28 protein-coding genes are annotated in these 25884 nt (G+C 70.5%); 13 read left to right on the forward strand and 15 right to left on the reverse strand.

Annotation, left to right across the window (positions count from 1 at the left end):
• The first annotated feature begins 6 nt into the window (after nucleotides 1-6).
• Nucleotides 7-684 carry an SDR family oxidoreductase gene (locus ACZ7CF_RS14805; RefSeq protein ID WP_458429873.1) on the forward strand — a complete coding sequence of 226 codons (678 nt, stop codon included), beginning with the start codon at nucleotides 7-9 and terminating at the stop codon, nucleotides 682-684.
• A gap of 31 nt (nucleotides 685-715) precedes the next feature.
• Here ACZ7CF_RS14805 and ACZ7CF_RS14810 read toward each other — a convergent pair whose 3' ends face one another.
• Nucleotides 716-2029 (reverse strand): amidohydrolase family protein, encoded by a 1314-nt coding sequence (locus tag ACZ7CF_RS14810; RefSeq protein ID WP_458429874.1) that lies wholly within the window; start codon nucleotides 2027-2029, stop codon nucleotides 716-718.
• 295 nt (nucleotides 2030-2324) lie between these two features.
• Here ACZ7CF_RS14810 and ACZ7CF_RS14815 point away from each other — a divergent pair, with 295 nt between their 5' ends.
• Nucleotides 2325-2456 (forward strand): hypothetical protein, encoded by a 132-nt coding sequence (locus ACZ7CF_RS14815; RefSeq protein WP_360393946.1) that lies wholly within the window; start codon nucleotides 2325-2327, stop codon nucleotides 2454-2456.
• A 1-nt stretch (nucleotide 2457) separates the two neighbouring features.
• On the opposite strand, the gene ACZ7CF_RS14820 is transcribed toward ACZ7CF_RS14815, so the two are convergent.
• The 4 genes from ACZ7CF_RS14820 to ACZ7CF_RS14835 form a co-directional block, all read right to left on the reverse strand.
• Nucleotides 2458-3615: a sensor histidine kinase gene (locus ACZ7CF_RS14820; RefSeq protein WP_470369774.1), complete on the reverse strand. Its 1158-nt coding sequence runs from the start codon at nucleotides 3613-3615 to the stop codon at nucleotides 2458-2460.
• 294 nt (nucleotides 3616-3909) lie between these two features.
• Nucleotides 3910-5016, reverse strand: coding sequence for a nitric oxide synthase oxygenase (locus ACZ7CF_RS14825; RefSeq protein WP_470369775.1), 1107 nt, complete (start codon nucleotides 5014-5016; stop codon nucleotides 3910-3912).
• Between the two features lie 132 nt (nucleotides 5017-5148).
• The gene (gene trmB / locus ACZ7CF_RS14830) at nucleotides 5149-5793 is read right to left on the reverse strand and encodes a tRNA (guanosine(46)-N7)-methyltransferase TrmB (protein WP_458434279.1); all 645 of its coding nucleotides are present in this window, start codon (nucleotides 5791-5793) and stop codon (nucleotides 5149-5151) included.
• A gap of 68 nt (nucleotides 5794-5861) precedes the next feature.
• Complete coding sequence (locus ACZ7CF_RS14835; RefSeq protein ID WP_360393953.1) at nucleotides 5862-6266, reverse strand: hypothetical protein; 405 nt, start codon at nucleotides 6264-6266, stop codon at nucleotides 5862-5864.
• Nucleotides 6267-6526: 260 nt separating this feature from the next.
• Here ACZ7CF_RS14835 and ACZ7CF_RS14840 point away from each other — a divergent pair, with 260 nt between their 5' ends.
• On the forward strand, nucleotides 6527-7678 hold the full coding sequence (locus ACZ7CF_RS14840; protein WP_458429878.1) for a S8 family serine peptidase: 1152 nt from the start codon (nucleotides 6527-6529) through the stop codon (nucleotides 7676-7678).
• On the opposite strand, the gene ACZ7CF_RS14845 is transcribed toward ACZ7CF_RS14840, so the two are convergent.
• From ACZ7CF_RS14845 to ACZ7CF_RS14855, 3 genes are all read right to left on the reverse strand, one after another.
• Nucleotides 7644-8546 carry an ABC transporter ATP-binding protein gene (locus tag ACZ7CF_RS14845; RefSeq protein WP_470369776.1) on the reverse strand — a complete coding sequence of 301 codons (903 nt, stop codon included), beginning with the start codon at nucleotides 8544-8546 and terminating at the stop codon, nucleotides 7644-7646. The genes ACZ7CF_RS14840 and ACZ7CF_RS14845 overlap by 35 nt on opposite strands.
• A gap of 90 nt (nucleotides 8547-8636) precedes the next feature.
• Nucleotides 8637-9386 carry a hypothetical protein gene (locus tag ACZ7CF_RS14850; protein ID WP_360393961.1) on the reverse strand — a complete coding sequence of 250 codons (750 nt, stop codon included), beginning with the start codon at nucleotides 9384-9386 and terminating at the stop codon, nucleotides 8637-8639.
• 5 nt (nucleotides 9387-9391) lie between these two features.
• The gene (locus tag ACZ7CF_RS14855; protein ID WP_360393964.1) at nucleotides 9392-10303 is read right to left on the reverse strand and encodes an ABC transporter ATP-binding protein; all 912 of its coding nucleotides are present in this window, start codon (nucleotides 10301-10303) and stop codon (nucleotides 9392-9394) included.
• 131 nt (nucleotides 10304-10434) lie between these two features.
• Here ACZ7CF_RS14855 and ACZ7CF_RS14860 point away from each other — a divergent pair, with 131 nt between their 5' ends.
• The gene (locus tag ACZ7CF_RS14860) at nucleotides 10435-10869 is read left to right on the forward strand and encodes a PPOX class F420-dependent oxidoreductase (RefSeq protein WP_360393967.1); all 435 of its coding nucleotides are present in this window, start codon (nucleotides 10435-10437) and stop codon (nucleotides 10867-10869) included.
• A 27-nt stretch (nucleotides 10870-10896) separates the two neighbouring features.
• On the opposite strand, the gene ACZ7CF_RS14865 is transcribed toward ACZ7CF_RS14860, so the two are convergent.
• Nucleotides 10897-11685: an HAD family hydrolase gene (locus ACZ7CF_RS14865; protein ID WP_470369777.1), complete on the reverse strand. Its 789-nt coding sequence runs from the start codon at nucleotides 11683-11685 to the stop codon at nucleotides 10897-10899.
• A 48-nt stretch (nucleotides 11686-11733) separates the two neighbouring features.
• On the opposite strand from ACZ7CF_RS14865, the gene ACZ7CF_RS14870 reads away from it, so the two are divergent.
• From ACZ7CF_RS14870 to ACZ7CF_RS14880, 3 genes are read left to right on the forward strand one after another with little or no spacing between them, the layout of a single operon-like run.
• A complete protein-coding gene (locus ACZ7CF_RS14870; RefSeq protein ID WP_360393973.1) occupies nucleotides 11734-12261 on the forward strand; it encodes a TetR/AcrR family transcriptional regulator in 528 nt (175 codons plus the stop codon).
• Complete coding sequence (locus tag ACZ7CF_RS14875; RefSeq protein WP_360393975.1) at nucleotides 12262-12738, forward strand: pyridoxamine 5'-phosphate oxidase family protein; 477 nt, start codon at nucleotides 12262-12264, stop codon at nucleotides 12736-12738.
• Nucleotides 12719-13636, forward strand: a complete 918-nt coding sequence (locus tag ACZ7CF_RS14880) for an SDR family oxidoreductase (RefSeq protein WP_470369778.1) — start codon at nucleotides 12719-12721, stop codon at nucleotides 13634-13636. Before ACZ7CF_RS14875 ends, ACZ7CF_RS14880 begins: the two co-directional genes overlap by 20 nt.
• Here ACZ7CF_RS14880 and ACZ7CF_RS14885 read toward each other — a convergent pair.
• The 3 genes from ACZ7CF_RS14885 to ACZ7CF_RS14895 all read right to left on the reverse strand — a co-directional run bounded on the left by ACZ7CF_RS14885 (nucleotide 13633) and on the right by ACZ7CF_RS14895 (nucleotide 16099).
• Nucleotides 13633-14289, reverse strand: a complete 657-nt coding sequence (locus tag ACZ7CF_RS14885; protein WP_360393981.1) for a response regulator transcription factor — start codon at nucleotides 14287-14289, stop codon at nucleotides 13633-13635. The genes ACZ7CF_RS14880 and ACZ7CF_RS14885 overlap by 4 nt on opposite strands.
• Before the next feature lie 9 nt (nucleotides 14290-14298).
• Nucleotides 14299-15477 (reverse strand): sensor histidine kinase, encoded by a 1179-nt coding sequence (locus ACZ7CF_RS14890; RefSeq protein ID WP_360393984.1) that lies wholly within the window; start codon nucleotides 15475-15477, stop codon nucleotides 14299-14301.
• Nucleotides 15478-15661: 184 nt separating this feature from the next.
• A complete protein-coding gene (locus ACZ7CF_RS14895; protein WP_360393986.1) occupies nucleotides 15662-16099 on the reverse strand; it encodes a hypothetical protein in 438 nt (145 codons plus the stop codon).
• A gap of 52 nt (nucleotides 16100-16151) precedes the next feature.
• On the opposite strand from ACZ7CF_RS14895, the gene ACZ7CF_RS14900 reads away from it, so the two are divergent.
• From ACZ7CF_RS14900 to ACZ7CF_RS14910, 3 genes are read left to right on the forward strand one after another with little or no spacing between them, the layout of a single operon-like run.
• Nucleotides 16152-17654: a dynamin family protein gene (locus ACZ7CF_RS14900; RefSeq protein ID WP_470369779.1), complete on the forward strand. Its 1503-nt coding sequence runs from the start codon at nucleotides 16152-16154 to the stop codon at nucleotides 17652-17654.
• Nucleotides 17651-18016: a nucleotide exchange factor GrpE gene (gene grpE / locus ACZ7CF_RS14905; protein WP_360393992.1), complete on the forward strand. Its 366-nt coding sequence runs from the start codon at nucleotides 17651-17653 to the stop codon at nucleotides 18014-18016. The genes ACZ7CF_RS14900 and grpE overlap by 4 nt, the downstream gene beginning before the upstream one ends.
• Nucleotides 18013-19833, forward strand: coding sequence for a dynamin family protein (locus ACZ7CF_RS14910; RefSeq protein WP_470369780.1), 1821 nt, complete (start codon nucleotides 18013-18015; stop codon nucleotides 19831-19833). The genes grpE and ACZ7CF_RS14910 overlap by 4 nt, the downstream gene beginning before the upstream one ends.
• Here ACZ7CF_RS14910 and ACZ7CF_RS14915 read toward each other — a convergent pair.
• Nucleotides 19830-20210 (reverse strand): Imm32 family immunity protein, encoded by a 381-nt coding sequence (locus ACZ7CF_RS14915; protein WP_360393998.1) that lies wholly within the window; start codon nucleotides 20208-20210, stop codon nucleotides 19830-19832. The genes ACZ7CF_RS14910 and ACZ7CF_RS14915 overlap by 4 nt on opposite strands.
• Before the next feature lie 97 nt (nucleotides 20211-20307).
• On the opposite strand from ACZ7CF_RS14915, the gene ACZ7CF_RS14920 reads away from it, so the two are divergent.
• The 3 genes from ACZ7CF_RS14920 (at nucleotide 20308) to ACZ7CF_RS14930 (ending at nucleotide 23437) form a co-directional block, all read left to right on the forward strand.
• Nucleotides 20308-20994 carry a hypothetical protein gene (locus ACZ7CF_RS14920; RefSeq protein WP_360394001.1) on the forward strand — a complete coding sequence of 229 codons (687 nt, stop codon included), beginning with the start codon at nucleotides 20308-20310 and terminating at the stop codon, nucleotides 20992-20994.
• 303 nt (nucleotides 20995-21297) lie between these two features.
• The gene (locus tag ACZ7CF_RS14925) at nucleotides 21298-23109 is read left to right on the forward strand and encodes a phosphoenolpyruvate carboxykinase (GTP) (protein ID WP_360394004.1); all 1812 of its coding nucleotides are present in this window, start codon (nucleotides 21298-21300) and stop codon (nucleotides 23107-23109) included.
• Between the two features lie 115 nt (nucleotides 23110-23224).
• Nucleotides 23225-23437: a hypothetical protein gene (locus ACZ7CF_RS14930; RefSeq protein WP_470369781.1), complete on the forward strand. Its 213-nt coding sequence runs from the start codon at nucleotides 23225-23227 to the stop codon at nucleotides 23435-23437.
• Between the two features lie 296 nt (nucleotides 23438-23733).
• Here ACZ7CF_RS14930 and ACZ7CF_RS14935 read toward each other — a convergent pair whose 3' ends face one another.
• On the reverse strand, nucleotides 23734-24576 hold the full coding sequence (locus tag ACZ7CF_RS14935) for a septum formation family protein (RefSeq protein WP_360394010.1): 843 nt from the start codon (nucleotides 24574-24576) through the stop codon (nucleotides 23734-23736).
• Complete coding sequence (locus ACZ7CF_RS14940; RefSeq protein WP_470369782.1) at nucleotides 24573-25838, reverse strand: pyroglutamyl-peptidase I; 1266 nt, start codon at nucleotides 25836-25838, stop codon at nucleotides 24573-24575. Before ACZ7CF_RS14940 ends, ACZ7CF_RS14935 begins: the two co-directional genes overlap by 4 nt.
• Nucleotides 25839-25884: the final 46 nt, after the last annotated feature.

Raw genomic sequence — 25884 nt, forward strand, 5'->3', positions numbered from 1 at the left:
TCCCCCATGACTGATCGTCCGGTCGCCCTCGTCACCGGGGCCTCCAGCGGAATCGGCTCGGCCATCGCCAGAAGTCTGGCCCCGACCCACGACCTGTTGCTAGGCGGACGCGACGAAACGTCCCTCTCGCTGCTCGCCGCCGAGCTCCCAGGAGCGCAGGCCTGGCCGTTCGACCTGACGAACACCGCCTCCGCCGACCTCGGCGCGCTCCCCCGCCTGGACGTGCTGGTCCACAGCGCCGGCGTGGCGGTCCTCGGCCCGCTCGCCGAGGCCACGGAGGACGACTGGCGCAAGACCTTCGAGGTCAACGTCTTCGCCGTCGCCGCGCTGACGCAGCTGCTGCTGCCCCGGCTCCGCGAAGCCTCCGGCCAGGTCGTGCTGATCAACTCCGGCGCCGGTCTGCGCGTCAACCCGGGCTGGGGCGTCTACGCGGCCTCGAAGTTCGCACTCCGCGCCTACGCCGACGCCCTGCGCGCCGACGAGCCCGCACTGCGCGTGACCTCGATCTTCCCCGGCCGCACGGACACGCCGATGCAGCAGGACGTGCGGCGCCAGGAGGGCGGCGACTACGACGCCACCCAGTACCTGGACGCGGCCTCGGTGGGGCGGGCGGTGGCGTCGGCCGTGCTGGCCACGCCGGACGCCCACATCACCGAGCTCGTCCTCCGTCCACAGCCCCGCTGAAGTTGTCCACAGGATTGTCAACAGCCTGTGGCTAGTGGCTGACGCTCCGGAGTCGCTGCGCGACCGCCGTCACGCCGGCCTGCGCCTCCTGCCGGTCCACCCGCGTCGACTCCCCACCGGCGACGACGTGGTCGCCCGCCACCCACACGTCCGTGACCCGGCGCGAGCCCGCCGCCCAGACCAGGTTCGCCAGCAGCTGGTCGTCCGGCGCGTCCAGACCGGTCGCGAACGCGGGGTCGTCGGCGTCGACGTGCACGACGTCGGCCCAGCGACCGGTCTCCAGCGCGCCGATGTCGTCGCGGCTCAACGCGTCGGCGCCGCCGCGGGTGGCCATCAGCAGCGCCTGGGCGGCGCCGAGTGCGGTGGCGTCCATGGCCGAGGCGCGGGCGAAGAGGGCGGCGAGGCGGGCCGCGGCGAGGAGGTCGAGGTCGTCGCTCGACGCGGGGCCGTCGGTGCCGAGGCCGACGTGCACGCCGGCGGTCAGCAGGTCGCGGACCCGTGCGATGCCCGAGGCGAGCTTCGCGTTCGAGGCGGGGCAGTGGGCCACGCCGACGCCGAACGACGCGTACAGGGCGATGTCGTCGTCGGACAGGTGGACCGAGTGCGCGGACAGCACGCGGCCGCCGAGCACGTCCGAGGCCTTCAGCAGTGCCGGCACCGAGCCGAACTCCGCGCGGGCGGCCTCGTCCTCGAACGGCGACTCGGCCACGTGCACCATGAACAGCGCGCCGCGGGCCCGTGCCTCCTGCGCGATGGCCGTCAGCTGCGGGGCCGACAGCGTGTAGGCGGAGTGCGGCCCGTAGGCCAGCTCGACCCGCTCACCGGGGCCGAAGCGCAGGCCGTCGGCGTCGATCCAGGCGGAGATCTCGCCGGTCAGCGCCTTCCAGTCCATGCCGGGCACGTCGAGGATCGCCCCGCCGAACACCACCCGCGAGCCGGCCGCCAGCACCGACGACACCAGCTCGGGACCGTGGAAGTACATCTCGGCCGAGGTCGTCACGCCGTGCCGCAGCATCTCCACGGCGCCCAGCAGCATGCCGGTGCCGATGTCCGCCGGCGTCATCCGCGCCTCGTTCGGCCACATCTGCTCCTGCAGCCAGCGCAGCAGCGGCAGGTCGGAGCCCAGACCGCGCAGCACCGTCATCGGGCTGTGCGCGTGGGTGTTCACCAGACCGGGCATCAGGATGCCGGACAACGAACGGACCTCGCCGTCGAAGGCGGGCGCGTCCGAGAGCGGGCCCACGTGGGTGATGCGGCCGTCGACCACGTCCACGACCGCGTCGCGCAGGACGGAGCAGGACGGGTCGCAGGGCAGGACCACGGGGGCGTGCAGACGCAGTGACATGCGGAGGATCCTGCCATTGTGATGCCGATCACAAACATGCATAGGTGGGCGAAGTGGGGGAATCCCGTCCCTGTCGGGCGCGGGCCGACCCCCAGGGTCCGCCCCGACCAAAAACTTCACCCCATCCAAGGGGCCCGTCGCGTCGCGCGACGGGCCTTTTGTGCATCCCGCGCAACCGCGGGTGCGGCCCCGGCGTCACTTGATCATGTCGAAGAAGCCGTGCACGTCCCGTGGAGACCTCCGGCGCGCACAGAAGCCCGCCACCCCCAAGCCGCCCACCCGGCGCTGAGTTGGCATGATCACCTCGCACGGGTACGGGCGTGATCATGCGGAGGCATCAGTGGCCGACATCGACCCACAGAACGACGACCAGCTCACCGATGTCGAGATGACGCAGGAGTTCGACGTCATCCGCGACGACAGCTGAGCTAGCTGATCGGCAGCTCGGCGCGGACCGTCCACCCCGTCGGTTCGCGTCGGCCTGCGGAGAACGTCCCGCCGAGCAGCTCCACCCGCTCGCGCATCCCCACGATCCCGTAACCGCCCGACCCCCCGACGGGAACGCCGGAGGCGACGCCGTCGTCCGCCACGCCCAGCCGCAGCACACCGTCGCCGGAGGACAGTTCCACGTCCACTGAGGACACAGCGGCGGCGTGCTTCCTGGTGTTGGTCAACGACTCCTGCACCAACCGCAGCACGGACCGCGCGAGCTCCTGCGGTACCGAGTCTCGCAGGTCGAACGACAGCCGCACCGGCAGCTCCGACTCCTCCGCCAGCGCGCGCACGTCGTCCTCCAGCGACGAGGACGCGGCCGGTCCGGTGGACGTCCCGTCCCGCATCGTCCCGACCAGGCGCCGCATCGCCGTCAACGCCTCCGCGCCGGACGCGGCGATGGACGGCAGCACGTCGACCTCGCGGTTCACCTGCCCGGCCTGGGCGTGCACCACGATCGCCGTCACGTAGTGCGCCACCACGTCGTGCAGCTCGCGCGCCAACGCCATCCGCTCGGCGTTCTGGGCGGCGGCGACGGAGGCCGCCAGCTGGGACGCGCGTTCGTTGTCGCGGGCGCGGAAGTACAGGCCGGTGCCGACCGCGAGGACGAGCATGATGGTGGCGCCGAACAGGTACGACGTCGGGTCCGGCCGCCACTCGCGGTACTCGGTGGCCGACACGACCGGCCACCCCAGCACCTCTGCCGTGATGACCGCCGCGATGACCAGCAGCGTGCCCGCGACCGCACGCCAGGAGGAGCCTTCCCGCACGAGGATCGCGATGGTCGCCATCGCGGCACCGGTGACCGAGATGTTCACGCCGCTGACGAAGAAGTGCGGCTCGAACGCCACACCGAGGAACCGCAGGTACAGGGCGGTGCAGACGACCGCGAAGGCCAGCGCCAGCGCCGCGTCGAACGGCCGGCGCGGCGCGAGCACCGCGATCGCGCAGACGACCAGCACGCCGGGGACCTGCCACCAGCCGAGGTCGGTGGTGATCGAGCCGGTCTCGGCGATGACGATGCCGGTGAGCGAGAGCGCCAGCGGCCACTGGCGTTTGGCGAGCAACCGCCAGTTCAGATCCGTGCTCTCCACCCGGTACACGGTAAAGCCGGAGGTCTGATCCCGCGTCCGACCGGGGTCTGGGACGCCATCAGCCAGAAGGCTGAGTGGGCGACCTGCGGAAATACCCTCACGGCGGATGCCGGATCACGCCCCGGTCACGGACTCTGGAGGAGCTGAAGTCGGGGAACGGAGGACGTCGTGTTGTCAGTCGTGTTCACCTGGGCCGCCGCTGTGGTCGGTCTGCTGGTCCTTGCCCTCATGGCCCTGTCGGGCGTGCTGATCGACTCCAAGCACTAGGTGCGCGACCAGCGTGTGGTGGGGAAGTCAGACGCTGGTCAGGGAGTTCTGCTGGCGCAGCAGCTCGGCCAGCCTGCTGGTCGGCTGCGGACGCGTCTCGTCCACCGCGGCGGTGAAGCGCGCCGGAGCACCGGTCCGTGCGCGCGCCGCGGCGGCCGGGTCCAGCCGGAAGGCCGGACGGGCCGCGGACGGGCGCTGGCGCGAGCGCAGCCAGGCGAGCCGGTGCAGCGCCTCCGCGTGGTGGTCCGTGATCGTGACGGCCGCCTGGTCGAACGAGTGCAGCACTGCCGCGTTCAGGTGAACGGTCGCGAAGTCCCGCCACAGCGTGCGTTCGGACGAGGTGTCGAGGCCCATCGCCTCCGCCACCACGCGCGCCACCCCGTAGGCGCCTTCCTCCGCCAGTGACCGGGTGCCGATCTCCGCGCCGACGAACCACGAGTTGAACGGCGCCGCCGGGTAGTGCACGCCGCCGATCGACAGCCGCATGTTCGAGATCACCGGCACCGCGTGCCAGCGCAGCCCCATCTCGCCGAACCACGGCAGCGTCGGGTGCTCCAGCGGCACCTCGTGCACGACCTCGGGCGGCAACGTGAACAGCCGCGGCCCCTCGTGCTGCGTCTCCACCACCAGCGGCAGCACGTCGAACCGCGACCTGCGGGCCGGCGGCCGCCACCCCATGCCCTGCGCGGTCTCGGTGAACTGGGCGTAGCGCCGGTCGCCGGTGCCGTCGGCGTACCCGGCGTACCGGATCAGCTGCTCGTTCCAGATCACCGGCCCCGGCGAGCCGGGCGCGTCCGGCGCGAAGACGGTCACCAGCGGCCGGATCTCACCGCCGTTCGTCGCCAGCCGCAGGTGTTCCACGCACTCGCCCGCCACCGCGGCGGCGTTGCGGTATCCGCGCAGGTCGCGGACCTTGAGCCGCCGCCACGGCACCCCGGAGGTGCACCAGCCGGAGTCGCGCAACGCGATCCGCGCGCCGTAGGCGAGCTCGTGGGTGGTGTGGCGGTAGGTTCCGGTCTCGGCGATCTCGGCGCGCACCTGAGCGATGCGGGCGGACAACGAGCCTGCGTCGGAGTGCGCCGCGTGGAACATGCGGACGAACTCCTCCGCGACGGGGAGGACGTCGGGGGTCACGGAGCGAGAACCTAATTCCGCGACGGCCTCACGCGTCACTGCCACTCGGGGCACATCGGGTGATCAACACCTGCCACCTGATCGGGTGACAGCAGGACCCGCAGTGGTGAACGCCGCAGCTTGAGACCTCGATCAGGTGAGGTCGTTCCGCTTGAACATCAGGTCGTGCGACACGCGCCCCTCGTTCACGGCCCGCTGCTCGAACTTCGTGACCGGCCGCCAGTCCGGCCGCGGCGCCCAGCCGTCGTACATGTTCGTCAGCAGCCGCTCGCCGGAGCACACCGCGAGCATCTGCTCCGCGTAGTTCTCCCAGTCGGTGGCGAGGTGCAGCACGCCACCCGGCTCCAGCCGCGAGGCCAGCAGCGCCACGAACTCGGGCTGCACCAAGCGGCGCTTGTGGTGCTTCTTCTTCGGCCACGGGTCCGGGAAGAAGATCCGCACGCCGTGCAACGACGCGGGTGCCACGTGGTCGGTCAGCAGGTCGACGGCGTCACCGCGCAGCACGCGCAGGTTGTCGAGCCCGCCCAGGTGCTCGGCGCGCAGCAGCAGCTGAGCCAGACCGGGCTTGTAGACCTCGACGGCGACGTAGTTCAGCTCGGGCGCGGCGGCCACGAGCTGGGAGGTGGTCTCGCCCATGCCGGAACCGATCTCCAGCAGGACGGGTGCGGGACGACCGAACCACGACGTGAAGTCGAGCGGCCCCTCGGGCAGCGTCTTCACGTCGTGGCCGAGCTTCTCCCAATGGGTGTCCCAGGCACGCTCCTGCCCCACGGTCATGCGCTCGCCGCGCTGCACGAAGCTGACGATGGAACGGTGGTGCTCAGGCCTGGTCACGACCGGACAGCCTAGGCGATGAGCTCGATGTCCTCGATTTGCGCACGCAGGTCGGCGACGGTGAAGTCGATCGGCTGGGCCTGGCCGGGACCCCGGTGCGCCGGCACCAGGTGGATCCAGCCGCGGTGGGAGTCGGTGAACTGGACGGTGGTGGGTGTCGCCGGACCGTAGACACCGGTTTCGGAGGGGACGTACTCCCAGTAACCGACCTCGCCGAAGTCGGCCCACGGCACGTACACCCAGCCGGGGCGGGACGACAGGAGCTCGGTGACGGCGTCCTCGACGGCGTGACCCTCGGCGCGGGACCGGAGTCTGCCCCGGTCGAGCGCGCGCAGCCACCAGGGTGCAGGTGCGTCCTCGACGTCTCGAACGGACCGGTACATCGCGAGGACCTGGTTTTCGTCGCCCTTGTTCACCCACGACTTGCGTGCGTCTGCAGGGGACAGAGCGAGATCAAGAGAGTTGGGCGCCTCGAGCGCACTAGCCCATTCGAGGCCGAGCATTGCTTCGACACGAACCACTGGCCACCTCCGGCCTCGGGATAACCCCATTGAACGCCAACTCAAACGTGAGAGATGTCCGAATAGTGGTGTTTCACGGGTTGTTAACACCACTATTACGCTGAGTGTGACCCCGGGCACGTTGCGCCGCGCAGCGGAAACACGATGTACCCGACGTGCCACTGCTCCCCGCTCTCGCCGTCGTGCTGCCGTTGCTGCTCGCCGCGCAGACGATCGAGGAGCAGGAGTGGCACCTCGACGCGCTCGACGTCTACAGCGCGCAGGCCCAGACCCGCGGCGACGGCGTGATCGTCGGCGTGATCGACTCCGGTGTCGACGCGAGGCACCCGGACCTGGTCGGACGCGTCCTGCCGGGCACCGGTTTCGGCAGCTCCAAGGGCACCGACGGCACCACCGACACCGACGGGCACGGCACCGCCATGGCCGCGATCATCGCGGGGACCGGTCGCAACGGCGGTGCCCTCGGCATCGCGCCCGGCGCGAAGGTCCTCCCCGTCGCGAGCGCGGAGAAGACGCAGTTCGCGCTCGACGTCGTGGCCGAGAGCATCCGGTGGGCCACCGACCACGGCGCCAAGGTGATCAACCTGTCGCTGGGCTTCACCGGCTCGACGACGCCGGGCCTCGTCCGTGCCGTGAACTACGCGGTGGAGAAGGACGTCGTCCTCGTCGCCGCGACCGGCAACGAGGGCAAGGCGGTCTCGGCGCCCGCGAACATCGGCGGCGTGATCGCGGTCGCGGGCACGAACCGCACCGGTCAGCCGTGGAAGTCCTCCAACGTCGGTGCGGGCACCGTGCTCGCCGCACCCGCCGAGGGCATCGTCACCGCCGCGCCGGAGAGCGTGTACTCCAGCGGCTACGCCGAGATGGACGGCACGAGCGCGGCGTCGGCGATCGTGGCCGGTGCCGCGGCGCTGGTGCGGGCCAAGCACCCGGACATGGCGGCCAAGGACGTCGTCAACGCGCTGATCAGGACCGCGAAGGACGTCGACGTGCCCGGCCGCGACGACCGGACCGGTTTCGGCCTGGTCGACCCGGCCGCCGCCGTCGCGGCCCAGCTGCCCCCGGTGGAGCGCAACCCGCTGCTGCCGCCGCCCGCGCCGTCGACCGACCCGGCGCCGGCCGCGGTGGCGCAGGAACGGGTCGCGCAGCAGGTCGTCGTGAAGGACCGGCTGCCGTTCGTCGCCGGCACCGCCGGCGGCGTCGCGCTGCTCACGGCGTTGCTGATCGCGCTGCCCACCGCCCGGTCGCGCCGCCGCCCGCAGCCGGAACGGGTCAGTGCGCCTGGTACTCCACCGACTCCTTGGTGAGCTGCATGAACGCGTCCTCCAGCGACCCGCGCTGAGGGCTGAGCTCGTGCAGCACGACCTGGTGCTCCGCGGCGAGCTCACCGATCTGCTGCGCCGGGATGCCCTGCACCACCAGCGCTCCGCTCGCCGGGTCGTCGGTGACCGTCGCGTGCGCCGCGAGGACCTCGCGCAGCTTCGCGGCGTGCGGCGACCGCACCCGGACGGTGTCCTGGGTCGCGTCGGCGATGAACTGCTCGGTGGTGGTCTGCGCGATCAGCCGGCCGCGGCCGATCACGATGAGGTCCTGCGCGGTCTGCGCCATCTCCGAGAGCAGGTGGCTCGACACGAACACCGTGCGGCCCTCGTCCGCGAGCCGGTGCATGAACTGCCGGATCCACAGGATGCCCTCGGGGTCCAGGCCGTTGACCGGCTCGTCGAACAGCAGCACCTCGGGGTCGCCGAGCAGCGCGCCCGCGATGCCGAGCCGCTGCGACATGCCGAGCGAGAAGCCGCCCGCGTTCTTGTGCGCGACCTCGGTGAGGCCGACGACCTCCAGCACCTCGCCGACCCGGCTGACCGGGATCTTGTTGGAGACCGCGAGCCACTTCAGGTGCGAGCGGGCGGACCGGTTGGGGTGCACCCACTTCGCGTCGAGCAGCGCGCCGACCTTGCGCAGCGGCTGCTTGAGCTGGGCGTAGTGCTTGCCGTCGATCGTGACGTCGCCCCCGGTGGGGGTGTCGAGGCCGAGGATCATCCGCATCGTCGTGGACTTGCCCGCGCCGTTCGGTCCGAGGAAACCGGTCACGCGGCCCGGTCGGACGGTGAACGACAGGTCGTCGACGGCCTTGGTGCTGCCGTAGTGCTTGCGCAACCGCACTGCCTCGATCATGGCCTCTCCTGTTCGCTGGAAGAACTGACCGGGACGCAGGTCGCCCCCGACGGATGACCTGCGTCCCGCTCCCCCTTTACCTGGAACCGGTCACGCGTCCCGGCGCTTCGCGACGATCAGCGCGACCACCAGCAACGCGACCGCGATGCCGGCGAAGTAGGCCAGCGATCCCCACTGGCTGAGCTTGAAGTCGATGCCCGCCCCGCCCTGCTCCGGGCTCTCCGCGCCCATGGAGAGGAAGTGGGTGGCGTTCGTGAACGGCAGCCAGGCCTGGATCTTGGTGCCGACCTTGGGGATGAACCCGATCAGGCCTTCCGCGGCCATCTGCCAGACGAGCAGGATCGAGACCGCACCGGCGGTCTGGCGGACCATGATGCCCACGGCGATCGCGATGACCGCGCCGATGGCGTAGACGAGGCCGACCCCGGCGACGTGCCGCCACTCCGCGGCCGTGTTGATCGCCAGGTCGGAGCCCGACGACAGCAGCTTCGCGATGCCCACCGAGCCGAAGGCGATGACCTCGCCGAGCACACCGGCGATGAACGCGACCACGACGGTCTTCGCGACGAGCGCCGACGTGCGGTTCGGCACCGCGAGGAAGGTCGAGCGGATGGTGCCGAAGCGGTACTCGGTGGTGACCGCGATCGCCGCCATCACCAGCACCACCGCGATGGCGAGCTGGGCGCTGCCGATCTGGGTCAGACCGAGCGACACCTGGCCCTCGCTGGCCGCGGCGATGATCGCGGTGAGGCCCACGCCCAGCACGATGGCGAGTGCGCTGCACCAGTACGGCGAGCGGGTCGAGAAGAGCTTGATCCGTTCGACTGCCAACAGGGTCATCAGACTCACTTCCCGATCTCTGCGTGGTACTCGACAGCATCGCCGGTCAACTGCATGAACGCCTCTTCGAGCGAACCGCGCTGCGGGCTCAGCTCGTGCAGCACCACACCGTTCGCCGCCGCGATGTCACCGATCTGGTCACTGGTGGCACCCGATACGGACAACGCCCCGTCGGCGCCGTCACGAACCGTGAAGCCCTTGTCCACGAGCAGCGGGCCGAGCTTCGACAGCTGCGGGCTGCGCACGAGCACGGAGTTGCCGGTCGAGCGGTCGATGAACTCCTGCGTGGTGCTCTGCGTGATCAGCTTCCCCCGGCCGATCACGACGAGCTCGCTGGCCGTCAGGGCCATCTCCGACAGCAGGTGGCTCGACACGAGGACCGTGCGGCCCTCGGCGGCCAGGTTCTGCATGAACGTGCGGATCCAGAGGATGCCCTCGGGGTCCAGGCCGTTCACCGGCTCGTCGAACAGCAGCACCCCCGGGTCACCGAGCAGTGCCCCGGCGATCCCCAGCCGCTGCGACATGCCGAGCGAGAACCCACCGGCCTTCTTGCCCGCCACCTGCGTCAGGCCCACGGCGTCGAGCACCGCGTCCACGCGCCCGTCCGGCAGCCCGTTGGACTTCGCGAGCCAGCGCAGGTGAGCCCGCGCACTCCGGTTGGGGTGCACCCACTTCGCGTCGAGCAGCGCCCCGACCGTCCGCAGTGGACGGTTCAGCTCCGCGTAGGGCTTGCCGTCGATCAGCACGCGGCCTGCCGTCGGACGGTCGAGCCCCAGGATCATGCGCATCGTGGTCGACTTGCCGGCACCGTTCGGACCGAGGAAGCCGGTCACCCGTCCAGGGTGGACGGTGAACGACAGGTCGTCGACCGCGACCGTCCTGCCGTATCTCTTGGTGAGGCCGATTGCCTCGATCATGGTGTCGTCCCCTCTTCGTGATGGGACAACTCTCCTGCGGCGAGGGGTGCCACCACATCGCCCTGCGGTCTGCGCGTGCGTCAACTTCCGTCGTCCGGTGGCGCTACCTCGGTCGTAGTTGAATGAGCCACATGGGATACACGGATGCTCCCGAAGGCTGGTGGCGTGAGTTCGTGCTGGCCACGCCGGCCCGCACCGGCAAGCTCGCGGTCACCCGCAAGGACGGCTCACCGCACATCGCGCCGGTGTGGGTCGACCTCGACGGCCCCGACCTCGTCTTCCTGACCGCGCGCGACACGGTCAAGGGCAAGTCGATCCTGCGCGACGGCCGGGTGGCCCTGTGCTTCGACGACGAGACGCCGCCGTTCAACTTCGTCACCATCACCGGCCGGGCCGTGACCGACGAGGACCCCGAGCAGCTGAGGTACTGGGCAGGCCGGACCGCCGCCCGCTACATGGGCGACGACCAGGCCGACGCCTACGCCGAGCGCAACGGCGTGCCCGGCGAGATGGTCGTCCGCGTGAAGGTGGACAAGGTCGTGGCCAAGACGAACGTGGCAACCTGACCCCCTTGCTCGCAGATGCCGTGGAAGCTAGGCCGGGAAGAAGCGGGTCAGCGCCTGTGCGGCACCGTCTTCCAGGACGGTGCCGGTCACCTCGTCGGCCGCCGCCTGCACGACCGCCGGTGCCTGGCCCATCGCGATCCCGCGTGCCGCCCACCGCAGCATCTCGACGTCGTTGGAGCCGTCCCCGATCGCCAGCGTGTCCGCGGCGTCGACCCCCAGCGACTTCCGCAGGTCCTCCAGCGCCCAGCCCTTCGTGACGCCCGGTGGCACCGCGGTCAGCCACGCCTCGGTGTGGTCGACGCTCCACGAGACGCCGGGCAGCTCCAGCTCCCGCACGGCGAACGCCAGCTCGGCCGGGGTGTGGTCGAGCCAGCGCATCACCAGTCGCGGGGTCGGTGTGGCCGCGAGCTCCTCGAAGGTCGCCTGCGTCGTCTCGCCCCACAGGTCGTGCGGCAGGAAGCTGCCGAGCGAGAGGTTGCCGACGCCGGTCTGCTCGACCGCGAACACCGAACCGGGCAGCAGCGCCTGCAACGTCCTGATCGTCGGGCCCGGTTCGAACGTCGTGCGCCGGGTGATCTCCGCCGTCGCCGGGTCCCACCACACCGCGCCGTTCGAGCACAGCGCGAGGGAGACCGGCAGCTGCGGGGCGACCGGGGTGGTGCCGATGAGGCTGCGGCCGGTGCACAGGACCACGTGCGTGCCGTGGCCCGCCGCACGGGTGACGGCGGCTTTCACGGCGGGTGAGACGTCGTTCGAGCCGACTCCGGTGAGGGTTCCGTCGATGTCCAGCGCAACCAGGTGCGGTCTCCAGTTCACGTGGAGCCACCCTAGGCGAAGGTTAGTGAACTGTGGTTCACTAACGCGGTGGCACGGCCTCGCACCATCTCCGACGAACGCGTCCTCACCGCGGTCGCGACCGTGATCGACCGGCGCGGCCCGGAGTTCACGGTGGCGGACGTCGCCGCCGAGGCGGGGGTGTCGGTCGGTGCGGTGGCGAAGCGGTTCGGCTCGAAGAGCGGCCTGCTGCAGGCGCTGACCAGGGCCGGCACGGAGGACGTCGTCCGCAGGACGCGGGAGGCGGGCGGTGTCCGGGCGGCGCTGCTGACCTGGTTCGACCGGCTGGCCGACCCGGTCGTGGCGACGAACAACCTGGCACAGCTGGGGGTCGACCTGATCGACCCGGAGCTGCGGGCGTTGCTGGCCGGGCACTACGCGGCGATGGAGGCCGAGCTGGAGGTCCTGTGCGCGGCCGAGGGGCTGCCACCGAACGCGGCGCGCGTGCTGGCCGCGCTGGTGTACGGGATCGCCATGGACTGGTCGATCCGGCCGCGCGGAGAGCTGATGGCACGCATGGAGGAAGACGTCGACCTGGTGTTGGAAGGGATGCGCTGAATGGCGACCTGGGCGGAGTTCGCGGCCGAGGAGCCCGAGCTGGCCGCGTTCGTGGAGGGCCGGTTCGCCGCTGACCGGCACGCGTTGATCGCCACCCTGCGCAGGGACGGCGCACCGCGGCTCAGCGGTGTGGAACCGGACTTCGCGCGCGGCGAACTGTGGACGGGCATGATGCTCGACTCGCTGAAGTCGCGCGACCTGCGGCGTGACCCGCGATTTTCGCTGCACTGCACCACCACTGCCGCCTCGATGGCGGAGGCCGGTGACGCGAAGATCAGCGGCACCGCGGAGTTCTGGACGGACAAGGAGGACTACCTGAAAGACCTGTACGACCGCACCGGCTGGATGCCGGACGCCCTGGACCTGTTCCGGATGAACGTCACCGAGGTCGTGTCGATCACTGTCGAGGGCGACGAGATGGTCGTCGTGTCCTGGCACGAGGGAAGGGGAGCCCGTCGTGTCGCGAAGAAGCCCTGACCTGAGCGGGAAGGTCGCCGTCGTCACCGGCGCCACGCGCGGTGCCGGCCGGGCGATCGCGGTCGAGCTGGGCGCCGCAGGGGCCACGGTGTTCGTCGCCGGCCGGACCACGCGCACGCGGCAGTCGGAGGTCGGGCGGTCGGAGACCATCGAGGACACCGCGGAACTGGTCGACGCCGCCGGGGGCAGGGGGATCGCGGTCCGGTGCGACCTGACCGACCCGTCCGACGTGGCCGCGCTGGCGGCGCGCATCGACCGGCTCGACGTGTTCGTCGACAACGCCTGGGGCGGCGAGAACCTGGTCGAGTGGGGCAAGTTCTGGGAGCACGACCTCGACCGGCAGCTGCGCATGTGGCGCAACGGCGTCGAGTCGCACCTGGTCGCGATCCACCGGCTGGTGCCGCTGGTGCTCAAGTCCGATGACGGGCTCGTCGTCGAGGTGACCGACGGCGAGGACGGCGACGCCTACTTCGTGAACCTGCCGTACGACGCGGTGAAGAGCTCGGTGCGGCGGTTCGGCGAGGTGCTGGCGAAGGACCTGGAGGACCACCCGAACATGACGGCGCTCTCGGCCACGCCGGGGTTCCTGCGGTCCGAGCAGATGCTGGAGGGCTTCGGCGTCACCGAGGCGAACTGGCGCGACGCGGTCAAGGACGTGCCGGACTACGCGTTGTCCGAGACACCGCACTACCTCGGCCGCGGTCTCGCGCACCTCGCCGCGGACCCGGACCGGCGCCGGTTCGCCGGGCGGTGCCTGTCGTCGTGGAAGTTGATGCGCGAGTACGGGTTCACCGACCTCGACGGCTCGCAGCCCGACTGGGGCCGCTGGTACGACGAGGTGGCGAAGCCGCGGAGGGCCGGTCAGACCGTGGAGGCGGACCCGGAGGACTACCGCTAGGCGTCACCGGGGCGGACGAGACCGGTCTCGTAGGCCAGCACCACGGCCTGCACCCGGTCTCGCAGCTCCAGCTTCGCGAGGATTCGGCCGACGTGCGTCTTCACCGTCGCCTCCGACAGGAAGAGCTTGCGCGCGATCTCGGTGTTCGACAGGCCCTTGGCGATCAGCACGAGCACCTCGCGCTCGCGTTCAGTCAGCACGTCCAGCACGGTCGCGTCGCGCAGCTCACCGCCGCCGTCGCCGAGGAACCGGCCGAGCAGCCGCTTCGTCACCGACGGCGAGACCACCGCGTCACCGGAGGCCACGGCCCGCAGCGCGGAGACCAGGTCGCCGGGCGGGGTGTCCTTCAGCAGGAACCCGCTGGCGCCGTTGCGCAACGCCGACAGCGCGTACTCGTCCATGTCGAACGTCGTCATGACCAGCACCTTGGCCGTGTCGGCCTCGGTGATGCGCTTGGTCGCCTCGACCCCGTCGAGCACGGGCATGCGGACGTCCATCAGCACGACGTCGGGCCGCAGCTTGTCGGCCATCTGCACGGCGTCCAGGCCGTCGGCGGCCTCGCCGACGACGTCGATGTCCTCCTGCGCCCCCAGCACCATGCGGAAGCCCATGCGCATGAGTTCCTGGTCGTCGACCAGCAGCACCCGAATCACGTGATCACCCTATGCGGCGAGCGGGAAGACCGCGCGGACGCGCCAGCCACCACCGGGGTTGGGGCCCGCCTCGAACTCACCGCCCAGCACCGCCGCCCTTTCCCTCATGCCGATGAGACCGTTGCCGCCGGACACCTTGACCACGTCGTGCGGTGTGCCGAAGCCGTCGTCGACGACCTCGAGGTGCAGCTGCTCCGGCGTGCGGGCCAGCCGGACGGTCGCCGTCGAACCGGTGCCCGCGTGCTTGATGGTGTTGGTCAGTGCTTCCTGCACGATCCGGTAGGTGCTCAGGCCGACACCGGCGGGCAGGTCGTCGACGTCGCCGGTGATCTCCAGGCGGACCGGGACCCCGGCCGCGCGGGCGTTCTCGGCGAGCTCGACCACGCCGCGCGCGTCGGGCTGCGGCTCCCACTGAGTCTCGGAGTCCTCGCTGCGCAGCACGCCCAGCAGCCGCCGCATCTCGGTGAGCGCGAGCCGGCCGGTCTCGGCGATCGTGCGCACGGCGTTCTCGGCGACCTCCGGCTGCTTGCGGATCGTGTACGCGGCGCCGTCGGCGTGGACGATCATGACGCTGACCGCGTGGGCGACCACGTCGTGCAGCTCGCGGGCGATGCGGGAGCGCTCCTCGCCGACCGCGAGCCGCGCCTGCTGGTCGCGCTCGGTCTCCAGCAGCTTGAGGCGTTGCTCCAGCTCGTTCTGGTAGGCGCGGCGGGCCCCGATGAACTCGCCCATCGCCCAGCTGAAGCCGAAGATCACGAAGATCATGAACACGAACAGGACGGCCTCTGGCTGGCCGACCTGGAAGACCGCCCAGAGCAGCGTGCCCGCGATCAGCCAGGCCAGGTAGATCAACCCGGCCTTGCGGCCCATGTACGCGACGAGCGTGTACAGCGCGATGGCCATTGCGAAGTCGGCCATCCGCACCGGCAGCCCGGTCTCCCACCCGCCGTGCGTGAACAGCTGCAGGAACCCGCCCGCGAGGATCAGGTAGCTGGAGCCGACCGGGTGGTAGCGCCGGAACGGCAGCGGCCCGAGCAGCAGCAGCGTGACGGCGAGGAACGCGGACACGGACAGGCCGCGGTCGACGCCCGCGACACCCGCTGCCAGGTCGAACAACGCCAAGATCCCGGCGATCAGGGAGTCCCCGAACGCCGGGTGTGCCTTCATCCACAGGCTGAACCGCCGCACCGGACAAGGTTAGGTGCGAGTCGAACTTCCGCGCGTCGCGCCACGGGCTGACACCGGGTACTACCTCGGAGTGAGTTCCTGTGTCGAGGGGTTGATGCACCGCAGGCGTGCTCACGACAGGACGAAGGCAGGGCACCGTGGTAGCTGCCCTGCCTTCATCTGCACTGGACGCCGTCCGCGCGCACTACTTCGCGGAGTAAGGCGACTCGATCTTCGGTGCGGGTCGCGGGTCGCTCACATGTGCGTGGCGCTCCTCGTAGATGCGGTGCTCCTCCGCCATCTGGTCGGCGAGCTGCTGCTGCACCTGGCGATCCCTGATCCTGGCCAGGATCGCCATCGTGACGCCGTGGGCCAGTGCCAGGAGCAGCAGCACGATCCCCAGCTTCACGACCACGTTCTTCACCGCGTCACCGGTCTCGATGCCAATCGTCGAGACCAACGCGAGCAGGCCGAGCACGACGAGGTGGAACAGGACGGCCGTCAGCTTCATCATGCCGCCGGCCTGGTCGTCGTCGTACGCCGCGCGCTTCAGGTATTCCTTGCCACTGCGGTAGATCAGCTGGCCGTCTACGACGACCAGGACGATCCCCAGCACTAGGAACGTCACGTAGCTGTCACCCATGCACGGTGGCTACCCGAGTACGTACGTGCACAAACCGTGGCAGGATTCGGACGTGACGGCGTTGCAGGGACGACAACTGGCCGGCCCGCTCTGCGCGGCGGTGGCCCACCTGTGCGTCGCGCTGCAACAGCAGGTCTCCCCCGCCACGGCCGCCGGTTTCCAGGAGGTCCTGCGCCGGCTGCACGCACCGTTGCAGGTCGCGGTCGCCGGCCGCATCAAGTCCGGCAAGTCGACGCTGGTCAACGCACTGATCGGGCGTCGGGTCGCGCCCACCGACGTCGGCGAGTGCACGCGGCTCGTGACCCGGTACCAGTACGGGACGGTCGACCGGATCGAGGTGGTGCTGCAGGACGGGCGGCGGCAGGTGCTGCCGTTCGACGCCGCCGGCATGATCCCCGCCTCGCTCGGCCTCGACGGCGTCTCGCACATCGAGGCCTACCTGACGAACGCGGTCCTGCGCGACTTCACCGTCATCGACACGCCCGGCCTGGGCTCCCTGGACGCGAGCTCGGTAGCGCGGACCGAGGAGCTGCTGGACCCGGTGTCGCGCAACGCGGTCGCCGGTGCCGAGGCCGTGCTGTACGTCGTGACGCAGGGCGTGCGCGCCGACGACCACCAGACGCTGGCCGCCTTCACCGCCGCCACGGCGTCGCGGGAGGCGGGGCCGGTCAACGCGGTGGCGGCGTTGAACAAGGTCGACGCGGTCGCCCCGGAGTCGGTCGCGGGGTCGGACGGCGACGTGTGGCGCGCCGCCGAGATCCTGGCGGCGAAGCAGGCCGAGCTGCTCAAGCCGCGGGTGGCCGACGTGCTGCCGGTGATCAGCCTGCTCGCCGAGTCCGCGGAGACCGGCGAGTTCACCTCCGCCGACGCCGACGCGCTGCGGCAGCTGGCCGCGCTGGACGCGGACACCCGCACGATGATGCTGATGTCCGGCGACCTCTTCACGTCGTGGGACTGCGCGGTGCCGGCGGGCGTGCGGTCGCGGTTGCTGGAGAAGCTCGACCTGTACGGCATCGGCCGCGCACTGGCCGCCCTGGACGCCGCGCCCGGTCTCACCGCCGGCGCGTTGCGGCGGGTGCTGTTCGACGCGTCGGGGTTCGCCGCCGTGCGGGCGCGGCTCGACGCGGTGTTCCGCTCCCGTGCCGACGGCATCAAGGCGGCGGCCGCGCTCGCGTCGGTGACGTCGCTGGCCGCGGCCGACCCCGGTGAACGGCAGCGCGTGCACGACGCGATCGAGGTGCTGCTGGCCCGGCCGGAGGCGCACCAGCTGCGGTTGCTGGAGGCGTTGACGCTGGTCTCGTCGGGTGCGGTGGTGCTGGCGCCGGACCTGACCGAGGAGGTGCTGCGGCTGGGCAGCACCCCCGGCGTGTCCGGCCGGCTGGGACTGCCCGGCCGTCCGGTGGCGGAGCTGCAGGCGTTCGCGCTGGAACGGGCCGGCTGGTGGCGTTCGTTCGCCTCCTTCGGCGCGACGCCGGCGCAGGCCCGGGTGGCGCACGTCGTCCACAGGGCGTATTTCCTCATTTGGCAGCAACTACGTGCTGGGGGGCACCGATGAGCGTGGGTGGAACCGATCCGGCGGACCTGGCGTCGGACGCTGGTGTGGAGACCATTGCCGACGAGCTGCTCGACCAGGCGCTGGCCGAACGCCGCGCACTGGTCCAGCTCTGCCTGTACGCGCTCGACCGCGCGAGCTCCGGCGTGGTGCAGCGCATCGAGGAAGGTCTGTCGTCCATAGGAGTGGTCGCGGTCCGCGCGGACGGCCAGCGGTTCGACCCCGCGCAGCACGAGGCGGGCGGCACGGTGCCGACGGACGACGTGTCGTTGCTCGGCCTGGTCGCCGAGACCGAGGTCCCCGGCTTCTGCGACCGCGGCCGGGTCCTGCGCGCACCGATCGTGACGGTCTACACGCCCCGATGAGCAACCTCCCGCAGACGGTCCGCGCGACCCGTGAACGCCTCACGGCGGTGGTCCGCGACCTCGACCCGGCGATGGCCGACTGGGTCTCCCGCCGCTCGGTGCCGGAGACCTCGTCCGTCGTGGTCGTCGGCGAGACCAACCGCGGCAAGTCGTCGCTGGTCAACGCACTGCTGGCCGCACCGGGCCTGTCGCCGGTCGACGCCGACGTGGCCACCTCGACCTACCTGGTCTTCCAGCACGGCCCCGACTGGGCCGCCCGCGCCTGCTACCCCGGTGTGCTGGCGCCCGTGTCGTTCCCGCTGCCCGCCTTGATCAACTGGGTGTCCGCGGCCCACGAGCTGCCGCCCGGCGAGCTGCCACCGCGCTACGTCGAGGTCGACGCGCCGATCCCGCTGCTCTCGCGGATGTCCGTTGTGGACACTCCGGGGGTCGGCGGGCTGGAGTCCGTGCACGGCGAGCTGGCCCTGGAGGCCGTCACCTCCGCCACCGCGCTGGTGTTCGTGGTCGACGCCTCCTCCCCGTTCACCCGCGGTGAGCTGGACTTCCTCAAGCGCGTCGGCGACCGGGTCGAGACCGTCGTCTTCGCCCTGACGAAGACCGACCGGTACCGCGGCTGGCGCCAGGTCCAGGACGCGAACACGGCCCTGCTGGCCGAGCACGCCCCGCGCTTCGCCGAGGCGGCGTGGTTCCCGGTCTCCTCCCGCATGTTCGAGATGGCCGCCCAGGCCCCGAACCCTGACGCCGCCGCGATGCTCCGCGAGCGTTCCGGCGTCGCCGCGTTGCAGACCTCGTTGCAGGAGCTGGTCTCCGGCCGCGCCGGGATGCTCGCCGAGGCCAACGCCCTGCGCGCACTGACGACGGTGCTCGCCGAGCTGACCATCCGCCTCGACCACGAGAAGCGCGCCCTGTCCGTCGGCGAGGACGAGGCGGAGGTGCTGCGCGCCCGCCGCGAGGAGCTCGTCACCGAGCGCCGTTCCTCCACCCGCGGCTGGCAGGTCCGCCTGCGCGGCGAGGTCCAGCGCGCCCGCGTCGAGAACTCCCACGAGATCTCCCGCCAGATGCGCGACCTGCAGACCTGGTACCGCCAGGCCATCGACACCGCCGACCGCACGGCACTGGCGGCGCTGCCCGCCCAGGTCGACACGGCACTGCAGGTCGTCTCCAGCCGCATCTCCACCGTGCTGTCGGTGCGCTTGGCCGCCATCGCCGACACCGTGCTGTCCTCGTTGTTCAGCCCCGACGAGCTGACCCTGATCCGCGGCCAGTTCGCCCGCGGCGAGCGCCCCCCGGTCGTGTTGCGCCCCAAGGAGAAACGCCCACCCACGGCGGAGGACAAACTGCTGGTGTTCATGGGCGTCTCCGGCGGCCTCGGCGCCGGCAAGCTCGCCGTCATGCCGCTGGCGGGCCTCGGCATCGCCGCGCTGAACCCGATCGTCCTGCCGGTGACCATCGCGCTGGGCCTGGGCGCCGGCTGGTGGATGGCCAGGACCCGCACCCACACCGCCGAGAAGCAACACGTCAAGCAGTGGCTCTCCGACGCCATCGCCGACGCGCGGTCGATGGTCGACCAGCTCGCCGCCGAACAGCTCATCGAGGCCGAACAGGCGTTGTCGCTGGCGCTGGACGAGGCGCTGGCCAAGCGGATCGAGGCCATCGAGGCCGAGCTGCGCGAGGTCGACAAGGCCCTCCGCATGGAGGCCGGTGAACGCGGCCGCGAGCTCCAGGCCGTGACGCGTCAGCTGGCGGAGGTGGAGTCGGGGCGGTCCAGGGCGGAGGAGCTGCTGGGCCGCATCCGCCAGGTCCGCGACCGCACCTAGGCTTCGGTGACCTGCACGACCAGCGGCCACGACTCCTCGGCGAGGTGGTGGTGGCCCGGGAAGTGGTCGACGTGCACGTGGTGGTCGAAGTCCGCCTCCTCGGCCAGATCGCGCAGCACCTCGCCCAGCACCGCCAGGTGCTCGGCCCCACCGCTGACCACGAGCTCCTGGTCCACCACGTCGACCACGACCTCGCCCCCGGTCACCCGGACCTCCAGTGCCCGCAGGCACGTCTCGTACGGGGCCGGGTCGGTCAGCTCCGTCTCCACCCGCCCGCCCGTGCAGAAGAACAGGTCGGCGGCCTGCGCGACCGACCCTCGGGAGCCCGACAGGTCGACCTCCCGCGTACGCGACGAGCAGCGCAACACGACTGCCATGACTGTTCCTCCGGTCGGCGGGTGTGGTTGGCGGTGGAACCAAACCGGCATAACGTAGGTCAGACCGGTACGCAGAAGGTGTAGGAGGTGTGTCCCGGTGTACATCGACGAGAACGGTGCGGCCGACGCCGAGCTGAAGGTGACCGTCGAGGACGAGGAGTACACCGCCGACGTCACCTTCGACCTGAACGACGACGGCGTGAACGACTCCGCCGTGGTCGAGACGGACGACGGCGGCCATCTGGCGTTCACCGACACGAACGGCGACGGTGACGCCGATCTGATGAGCACGTTCGACAAGGACGGCAATCTCCTGAGCCAGGCGCGGTTCGAGGAGAATTCCGGTGAGTGGGTTGCCGTCCACCCGGACGACCAGACGCAACAAAAGACGAATTCCGGTGCTTCGCAGACGATTGTCGTGGACACCGACGAAGGTGAGCGAAAGGTCGGTCCGGCGACCGAGGACACCGACGGCGACGGCAAGGCCGACACCGCGGTGGTCAAGGACGACGAGGGCGACACCTGGCTGTTCACCGACAAGAACGGTGACGGGCGTGCCGACGTGGCGACCGAGATCACACGGTCTGGCGAGGTCACGATGTCCGAGCAGCGCGGTGACGACTGGGTCGAGGTCGAGCACGGGCACATCGAGTCCGACGGCCGGTACGTGACGGACTCCAAGAGCGGCGTTCTGGACGACTCGGACGAGTGGTTCGAGGAAGAACGGTTCAACGGGGTCGTCCGAATCGATTCCACGACCGGGCAGTGGATCAGCCCCAACTGAAGCGCAGCTCACAGGCCCCGATGTGGTGAGAACCGCATCGGGGCCTCTTGTGTTTTTCCCCCGTCGTGGACGCCTTAACTCCGTCCGTGTGCTGAATCGATTCCAGAATCGGTTTTGTGAGGCAAGCGACAGGCTGGGGGTGCGTTACCCGCCATTCACCGGGCTAACCTCGGTCCATCCCCTTCCACGTGCGCCCGGCCCCACCGGGCGTTGTGGAGCTATTCCCGAGGACGACGAAGTCCCGCACACCGGACGATCCACGTCCTCGGGCGGCCGAGGCGTTCAGTCAGGAGACGAGACGAGATGACGGCAGTGACCATTCCCGGTCTCGACCACGCACCTACCAACCACGCGCGTCTGCTCGCATGGGTTCAGGAAGTCGCAGAGCTGACCTGCCCCGACGAGGTTGTTTGGGCTGACGGGTCCCAGGCCGAATGGGACCGCCTCACGAAGAAGCTCGTCGACGCCGGCACGTTCGTGCCGCTGAAGAAGAAGCCGAACTCGTTCTGGGCCGCCTCCGACCCCAGCGACGTGGCCCGCGTGGAGGAGCGCACGTACATCTGTTCGGTGCGCGAGGAGGACTCGGGCGCGACGAACAACTGGATGGACCCTTCCGAGATGAAGGCCATCATGACCGAGCTCTACCGGGGCTGCATGCGTGGCCGCACGATGTACGTGATCCCGTTCTGCATGGGCCCGCTCGACGCGGAGAAGCCGATGCTGGGCGTCGAGATCACGGACTCGGAGTACGTGGTCGTCTCGATGCACATCATGACCCGCATGGGCAGCAAGGCCCTCGCGGTCTTCGGTGACGACGCGGACTTCGTGCCCGCGCTGCACTCGCTGGGCGCTCCGCTGGAGCACGGTCAGGAAGACGTGCAGTGGCCGTGCAACGAGACCAAGTACATCTCGCACTTCCCGGAGACCCGCGAGATCTGGAGCTTCGGCTCCGGCTACGGCGGCAACGCCCTGCTCGGCAAGAAGTGCTACTCGCTGCGCATCGCGTCCGTGATGGCGCGCGACGAGGGCTGGCTCGCCGAGCACATGCTGATCCTCAAGCTCACCTCGCCGGAGAACAAGGCGTACTACGTCGCCGCCGCGTTCCCGTCGGCCTGCGGCAAGACGAACCTCGCCATGCTGGAGCCCACCATCCCGGGCTGGAAGGTCGAGACGCTCGGCGACGACATCGCCTGGATGCGCTTCGGTGAGGACGGCCGCCTGTACGCGGTGAACCCGGAGAACGGCTTCTTCGGCGTCGCGCCCGGCACCGACTACCACACCAACCCGAACGCGATGCGCACCATCGCCAAGGGCAACTCGCTGTTCACGAACGTCGCGCTGACCGACGACGGCGACATCTGGTGGGAGGGCATGGGCGAGCCCCCGGCCCACCTCACCTCGTGGAAGCACCAGGACTGGACGCCGGACAGCGAGGAGCTCTCCTCGCACCCGAACTCCCGCTACTGCACGCCGATCGAGCAGTGCGACATCAAGGCGCCCGAGTGGGACGACCCGAAGGGCGTGCCGATCAGCGCGATCTTCTTCGGTGGCCGTCGCGCCACGACGATCCCGCTGGTCACCGAGTCGCGCGACTGGCAGCACGGCACCTACATGGGCGCCACGCTGTCGTCGGAGACCACGGCCGCTGCGGTCGGCAAGACCGGTGTCGTGCGTCGTGACCCGATGGCGATGCTGCCGTTCATCGGCTACAACGCCGGCGACTACTTCCAGCACTGGGTCGACCTCGGCAAGCGCGCCGACGCCGACAAGCTGCCGAAGATCTTCTACGTCAACTGGTTCCGCCGCGGCGACGACAAGCGCTTCCTGTGGCCCGGGTTCGGCGAGAACTCGCGCGTGCTGAAGTGGGCCATCGAGCGCATCGAGGGCAAGGCCGCCGCCCAGGAGACGCCGATCGGCTACGTGCCGACCGCCGCTGACCTGGACCTGGAGGGCCTGGACGCGCCGATCGAGGACATCGAGGCCTCGCTCGCGTTCGACGCCGACGAGTGGCGTGCCGAGATCCCGCTGGTCGAGGAGTGGTTCGACAAGATCGGCGAGAAGGTGCCGACCACGCTCCGCGACCAGTTGGCCGCCCTGAAGCAGCGCCTCGGCTGACCTTTCACGGCACGCGGGGACCCCGCGTTCCCCCAGAGGGAACGCGGGGTCCCCGCGTGCGTTTTCAGCGGAGGCGGGGAGTGACTGGGTCGCTGAGGTGGGGTATCACTGAGGGGTGACGCAGGACGAGGACTTCCTCGGCGGACTCCACTACGACGGCACCAGCCGCGACGTCGCGGTCGGTCCCTCCACGGGCATCGTCCGCTACTACCCCGTGCCGCCCGCACCACCGGCCCGCACGCCGTGGTGGCGCTACGCCCTCGTGTTCCTCGTCGGCCTCGCACTAGGCGTTGCCGTCGGCGTGGTCCTGTGCAGCGAATTCCTCTGAGTCCGCGCAGCTCATCGTCCATTGCGGACGAAGTTGTCCACAGGTGTGGACGGCTCTGTGCACAGGTTGTGGATGGTTGTGGACAGCCCTGTGGGCACACCGGGGCGCGGTCTCGATCGGGAGAAGCGGTCCCGCTCCAGGAATGAACCCGGCCCCTCCCGGGAACGTCTTGTACATGTGATGGCGATCACCAAGATCGTCACCGGGGACGGAAAGGGAGGTGTGCCGTGGGAATCGCAGGAGTCGCGATGCTGGTGCTGTCCCTCGCCGCCGTGCTGATGGTCGTGATCGCCGGATCAGTTGGGCAGCGGGTTGTCGCGGATGCCGAGGAGAGTGCCGCTGAAGGCCCTGGTGGCCTCCGCGTAGCAGATGGCGTTGGTCCAACCCTCTGACCACGCCTGCGAACCGGGGTTCCGCCACGCCGGGAAGACGTCCGTGCGCTTGGACGAACCCAGGTAGTCGTGCACGGCCTTGGTGCACTTGTCCGTCGCGATGGCGTTCATCTGCTCCTTGGACGGAGCCGGGTCGCTCGGCTTGCCGAGGGAGACCACACCGCCGGGCACGGCCTCGGCGAGGTGCGCGCCGTTGCAGGCCGTCACCTTCACCTCCGCGTCCTTCGACGGTGAGCCGCTGGTGCAGGTCTGGAACGTTGAGAAGCCGTTCTGGCCGAGGATGTTCTTCACGGAACCCTTGCGCGCCAGTGGCTTCTCGTCGGGGCTGATCTCCACGACGGTGCACAGCCGCCAGCGCTGACCGTCCTTCCAGCCCTGCTCGTTCGGCCAGAAGGCCCACACCCGCAGGCGCGTCGAGTCCGCGTCGCCACTGCCCAGGTACTCGGTCAGCACCGAACGGCACGGCGGCAGCGCGACCTTGCGCAGCGCCTGCGTGTCCGGGTAGCTCGCGCCGAGACCGGAGAGCTCACCGACGCTCATCACCTCGGCCTCGTGCGCCCCGGCGCAGTCGAGGACCTTGAGGTCGAACGCGTTCATGCACTGCCCCGCCTTCGGCAGCGTCGGCGCGGACGCGCTGGCGGTGGACGGCATCGGTCCGGGGACCGCCTGCCCGCCCACGTTGATCGTGCAGGCCGAGACCGCCCACGCGCTCAAGAAGATGCCCACCGCCAGCCGCACACGAGTCACACCGCAGAGACTAGGGCCTTGACCTGATCGGCGATGGCCCGGCGCTGGTTTTCGAAGGCCGCATCGGTCAGCGCGGCCGGGTCGGCGGGCTGCCCGAGGACCGGCGTGTGCAGGTGTCCACCGAGGACTTCCGTTGCCCCGTAACCGATCCGCAGCCGGTTCGCGCGGTACATGCTCTCGTTCGACAGGTAGTCGCCGCCACCGCCGACCGCCGCGACCGCACCGGGGGTGGGCTCGTCCGTGCGGCAGTCCTGCTGCGAACCGACCGGCGTGCCGACCTTCCACTCGCAGAAGCTGCGGTTGAGCACCACGGGGTACGGACCGGTGCCCGCGTCGATCATCTTCTGGTACGGCAACGAGGTCTCGATGAACTCGGTCGCCGGCTGCGGCCACCCGGCCGCGTCCGGGACGCTGCCGAACGTGCGCACGTCGTTGTTGTCCGGCGAGCCGCCCCGCCAGCGAGCCGCCCACCGTTCGACGTCGAACCGGTCCGGCCGGCCCTGGCTGATCGTCACGAACCCGTCCGGCCGGTTCCGCTGCTGCAACGCGGAACCGTAGAACTGCTCGACGATCCCCTCGTCGAAACCGCCCCACAGCACCGGGAGCACCGCCGCCTGCACCACGACCTTGCCGCCGGGGGTGTCGATCTCACGGCCGTCGAGCTGCAACGCCGCCGCACCGGCCGGGTTGGCGCGCCGGACGTTCGTGCCGGTGAGCTGGAACGGGTCGAAGCCGGTCACCGCGATCCGCCGCACCCCCGGCCTCGTGGGGAACGCCGCGTCGCTCAGCCCGCGCGAGGCCCAGTCGAACTGCTGGATCAGCTTCGCCCGGTCGTTGACGGACAACGCGAACCGCGGCTTCCACTGCCGCAGCGCGGTGGTGAGCTGCAAGCGCGCCCAGTAGAGCGGGCGGTCGTCGTAGGCGTCGTGCGCGAGCGGTTTCGCGCTCTGCGCGCGGGCGACGGCGGCCTTCCACAGCGCGTTGCCCTCGTTCACGACGAACTGCCGCGCCTGCTTCGCGACGATCTGGCGGCACAGCTTGGCGGTGAAGTCCCCGACCCTGCCGTCGAACCCGCCGAGCGCCACCAGTGCGGGACCGACCGCGGGCCCGCCGGGCACGAGCACGTCGTCGAGCCGCTGCTCCTCGACCGTGAGCGGTGCGGCGGTGTCGTAGCAGTGCGCGTCCTGGGCCTGCGCGACCCCCGGCGCCACGACGAGCGACGCCGTCGCGATGAGTCCGACCAGACCGGCGATGGTTTTCACACCTAGATGCTTAGCGCAACGGGCCACCCGGCAAACCCGCCAGGTG

It is taken from the genome of Lentzea sp. NPDC036955 (assembly GCF_055608005.1).

Excerpts from the sequence above, each read along its gene's own strand:
- ACZ7CF_RS14860 (WP_360393967.1), top strand. The coding sequence starts at position 10,435 with ATGGGATACACGGATGCTCCCGAAGGCTGGTGGCGTGAGTTCGTGCTG.
- ACZ7CF_RS14875 (WP_360393975.1), top strand. The coding sequence starts at position 12,262 with ATGGCGACCTGGGCGGAGTTCGCGGCCGAGGAGCCCGAGCTGGCCGCG.
- ACZ7CF_RS14895 (WP_360393986.1), bottom strand. The coding sequence starts at position 16,099 with ATGGGTGACAGCTACGTGACGTTCCTAGTGCTGGGGATCGTCCTGGTC.
- ACZ7CF_RS14810 (WP_458429874.1), bottom strand. The coding sequence starts at position 2,029 with ATGTCACTGCGTCTGCACGCCCCCGTGGTCCTGCCCTGCGACCCGTCC.
- ACZ7CF_RS14915 (WP_360393998.1), bottom strand. The coding sequence starts at position 20,210 with ATGGCAGTCGTGTTGCGCTGCTCGTCGCGTACGCGGGAGGTCGACCTG.
- ACZ7CF_RS14845 (WP_470369776.1), bottom strand. The coding sequence starts at position 8,546 with ATGATCGAGGCAGTGCGGTTGCGCAAGCACTACGGCAGCACCAAGGCC.
- ACZ7CF_RS14850 (WP_360393961.1), bottom strand. The coding sequence starts at position 9,386 with ATGACCCTGTTGGCAGTCGAACGGATCAAGCTCTTCTCGACCCGCTCG.
- ACZ7CF_RS14925 (WP_360394004.1), top strand. The coding sequence starts at position 21,298 with ATGACGGCAGTGACCATTCCCGGTCTCGACCACGCACCTACCAACCAC.
- grpE (WP_360393992.1), top strand. The coding sequence starts at position 17,651 with ATGAGCGTGGGTGGAACCGATCCGGCGGACCTGGCGTCGGACGCTGGT.
- ACZ7CF_RS14805 (WP_458429873.1), top strand. The coding sequence starts at position 7 with ATGACTGATCGTCCGGTCGCCCTCGTCACCGGGGCCTCCAGCGGAATC.
- ACZ7CF_RS14855 (WP_360393964.1), bottom strand. The coding sequence starts at position 10,303 with ATGATCGAGGCAATCGGCCTCACCAAGAGATACGGCAGGACGGTCGCG.
- trmB (WP_458434279.1), bottom strand. The coding sequence starts at position 5,793 with ATGACCGTGGGGCAGGAGCGTGCCTGGGACACCCATTGGGAGAAGCTC.
- ACZ7CF_RS14910 (WP_470369780.1), top strand. The coding sequence starts at position 18,013 with ATGAGCAACCTCCCGCAGACGGTCCGCGCGACCCGTGAACGCCTCACG.
- ACZ7CF_RS14815 (WP_360393946.1), top strand. The coding sequence starts at position 2,325 with ATGATCACCTCGCACGGGTACGGGCGTGATCATGCGGAGGCATCAGTG.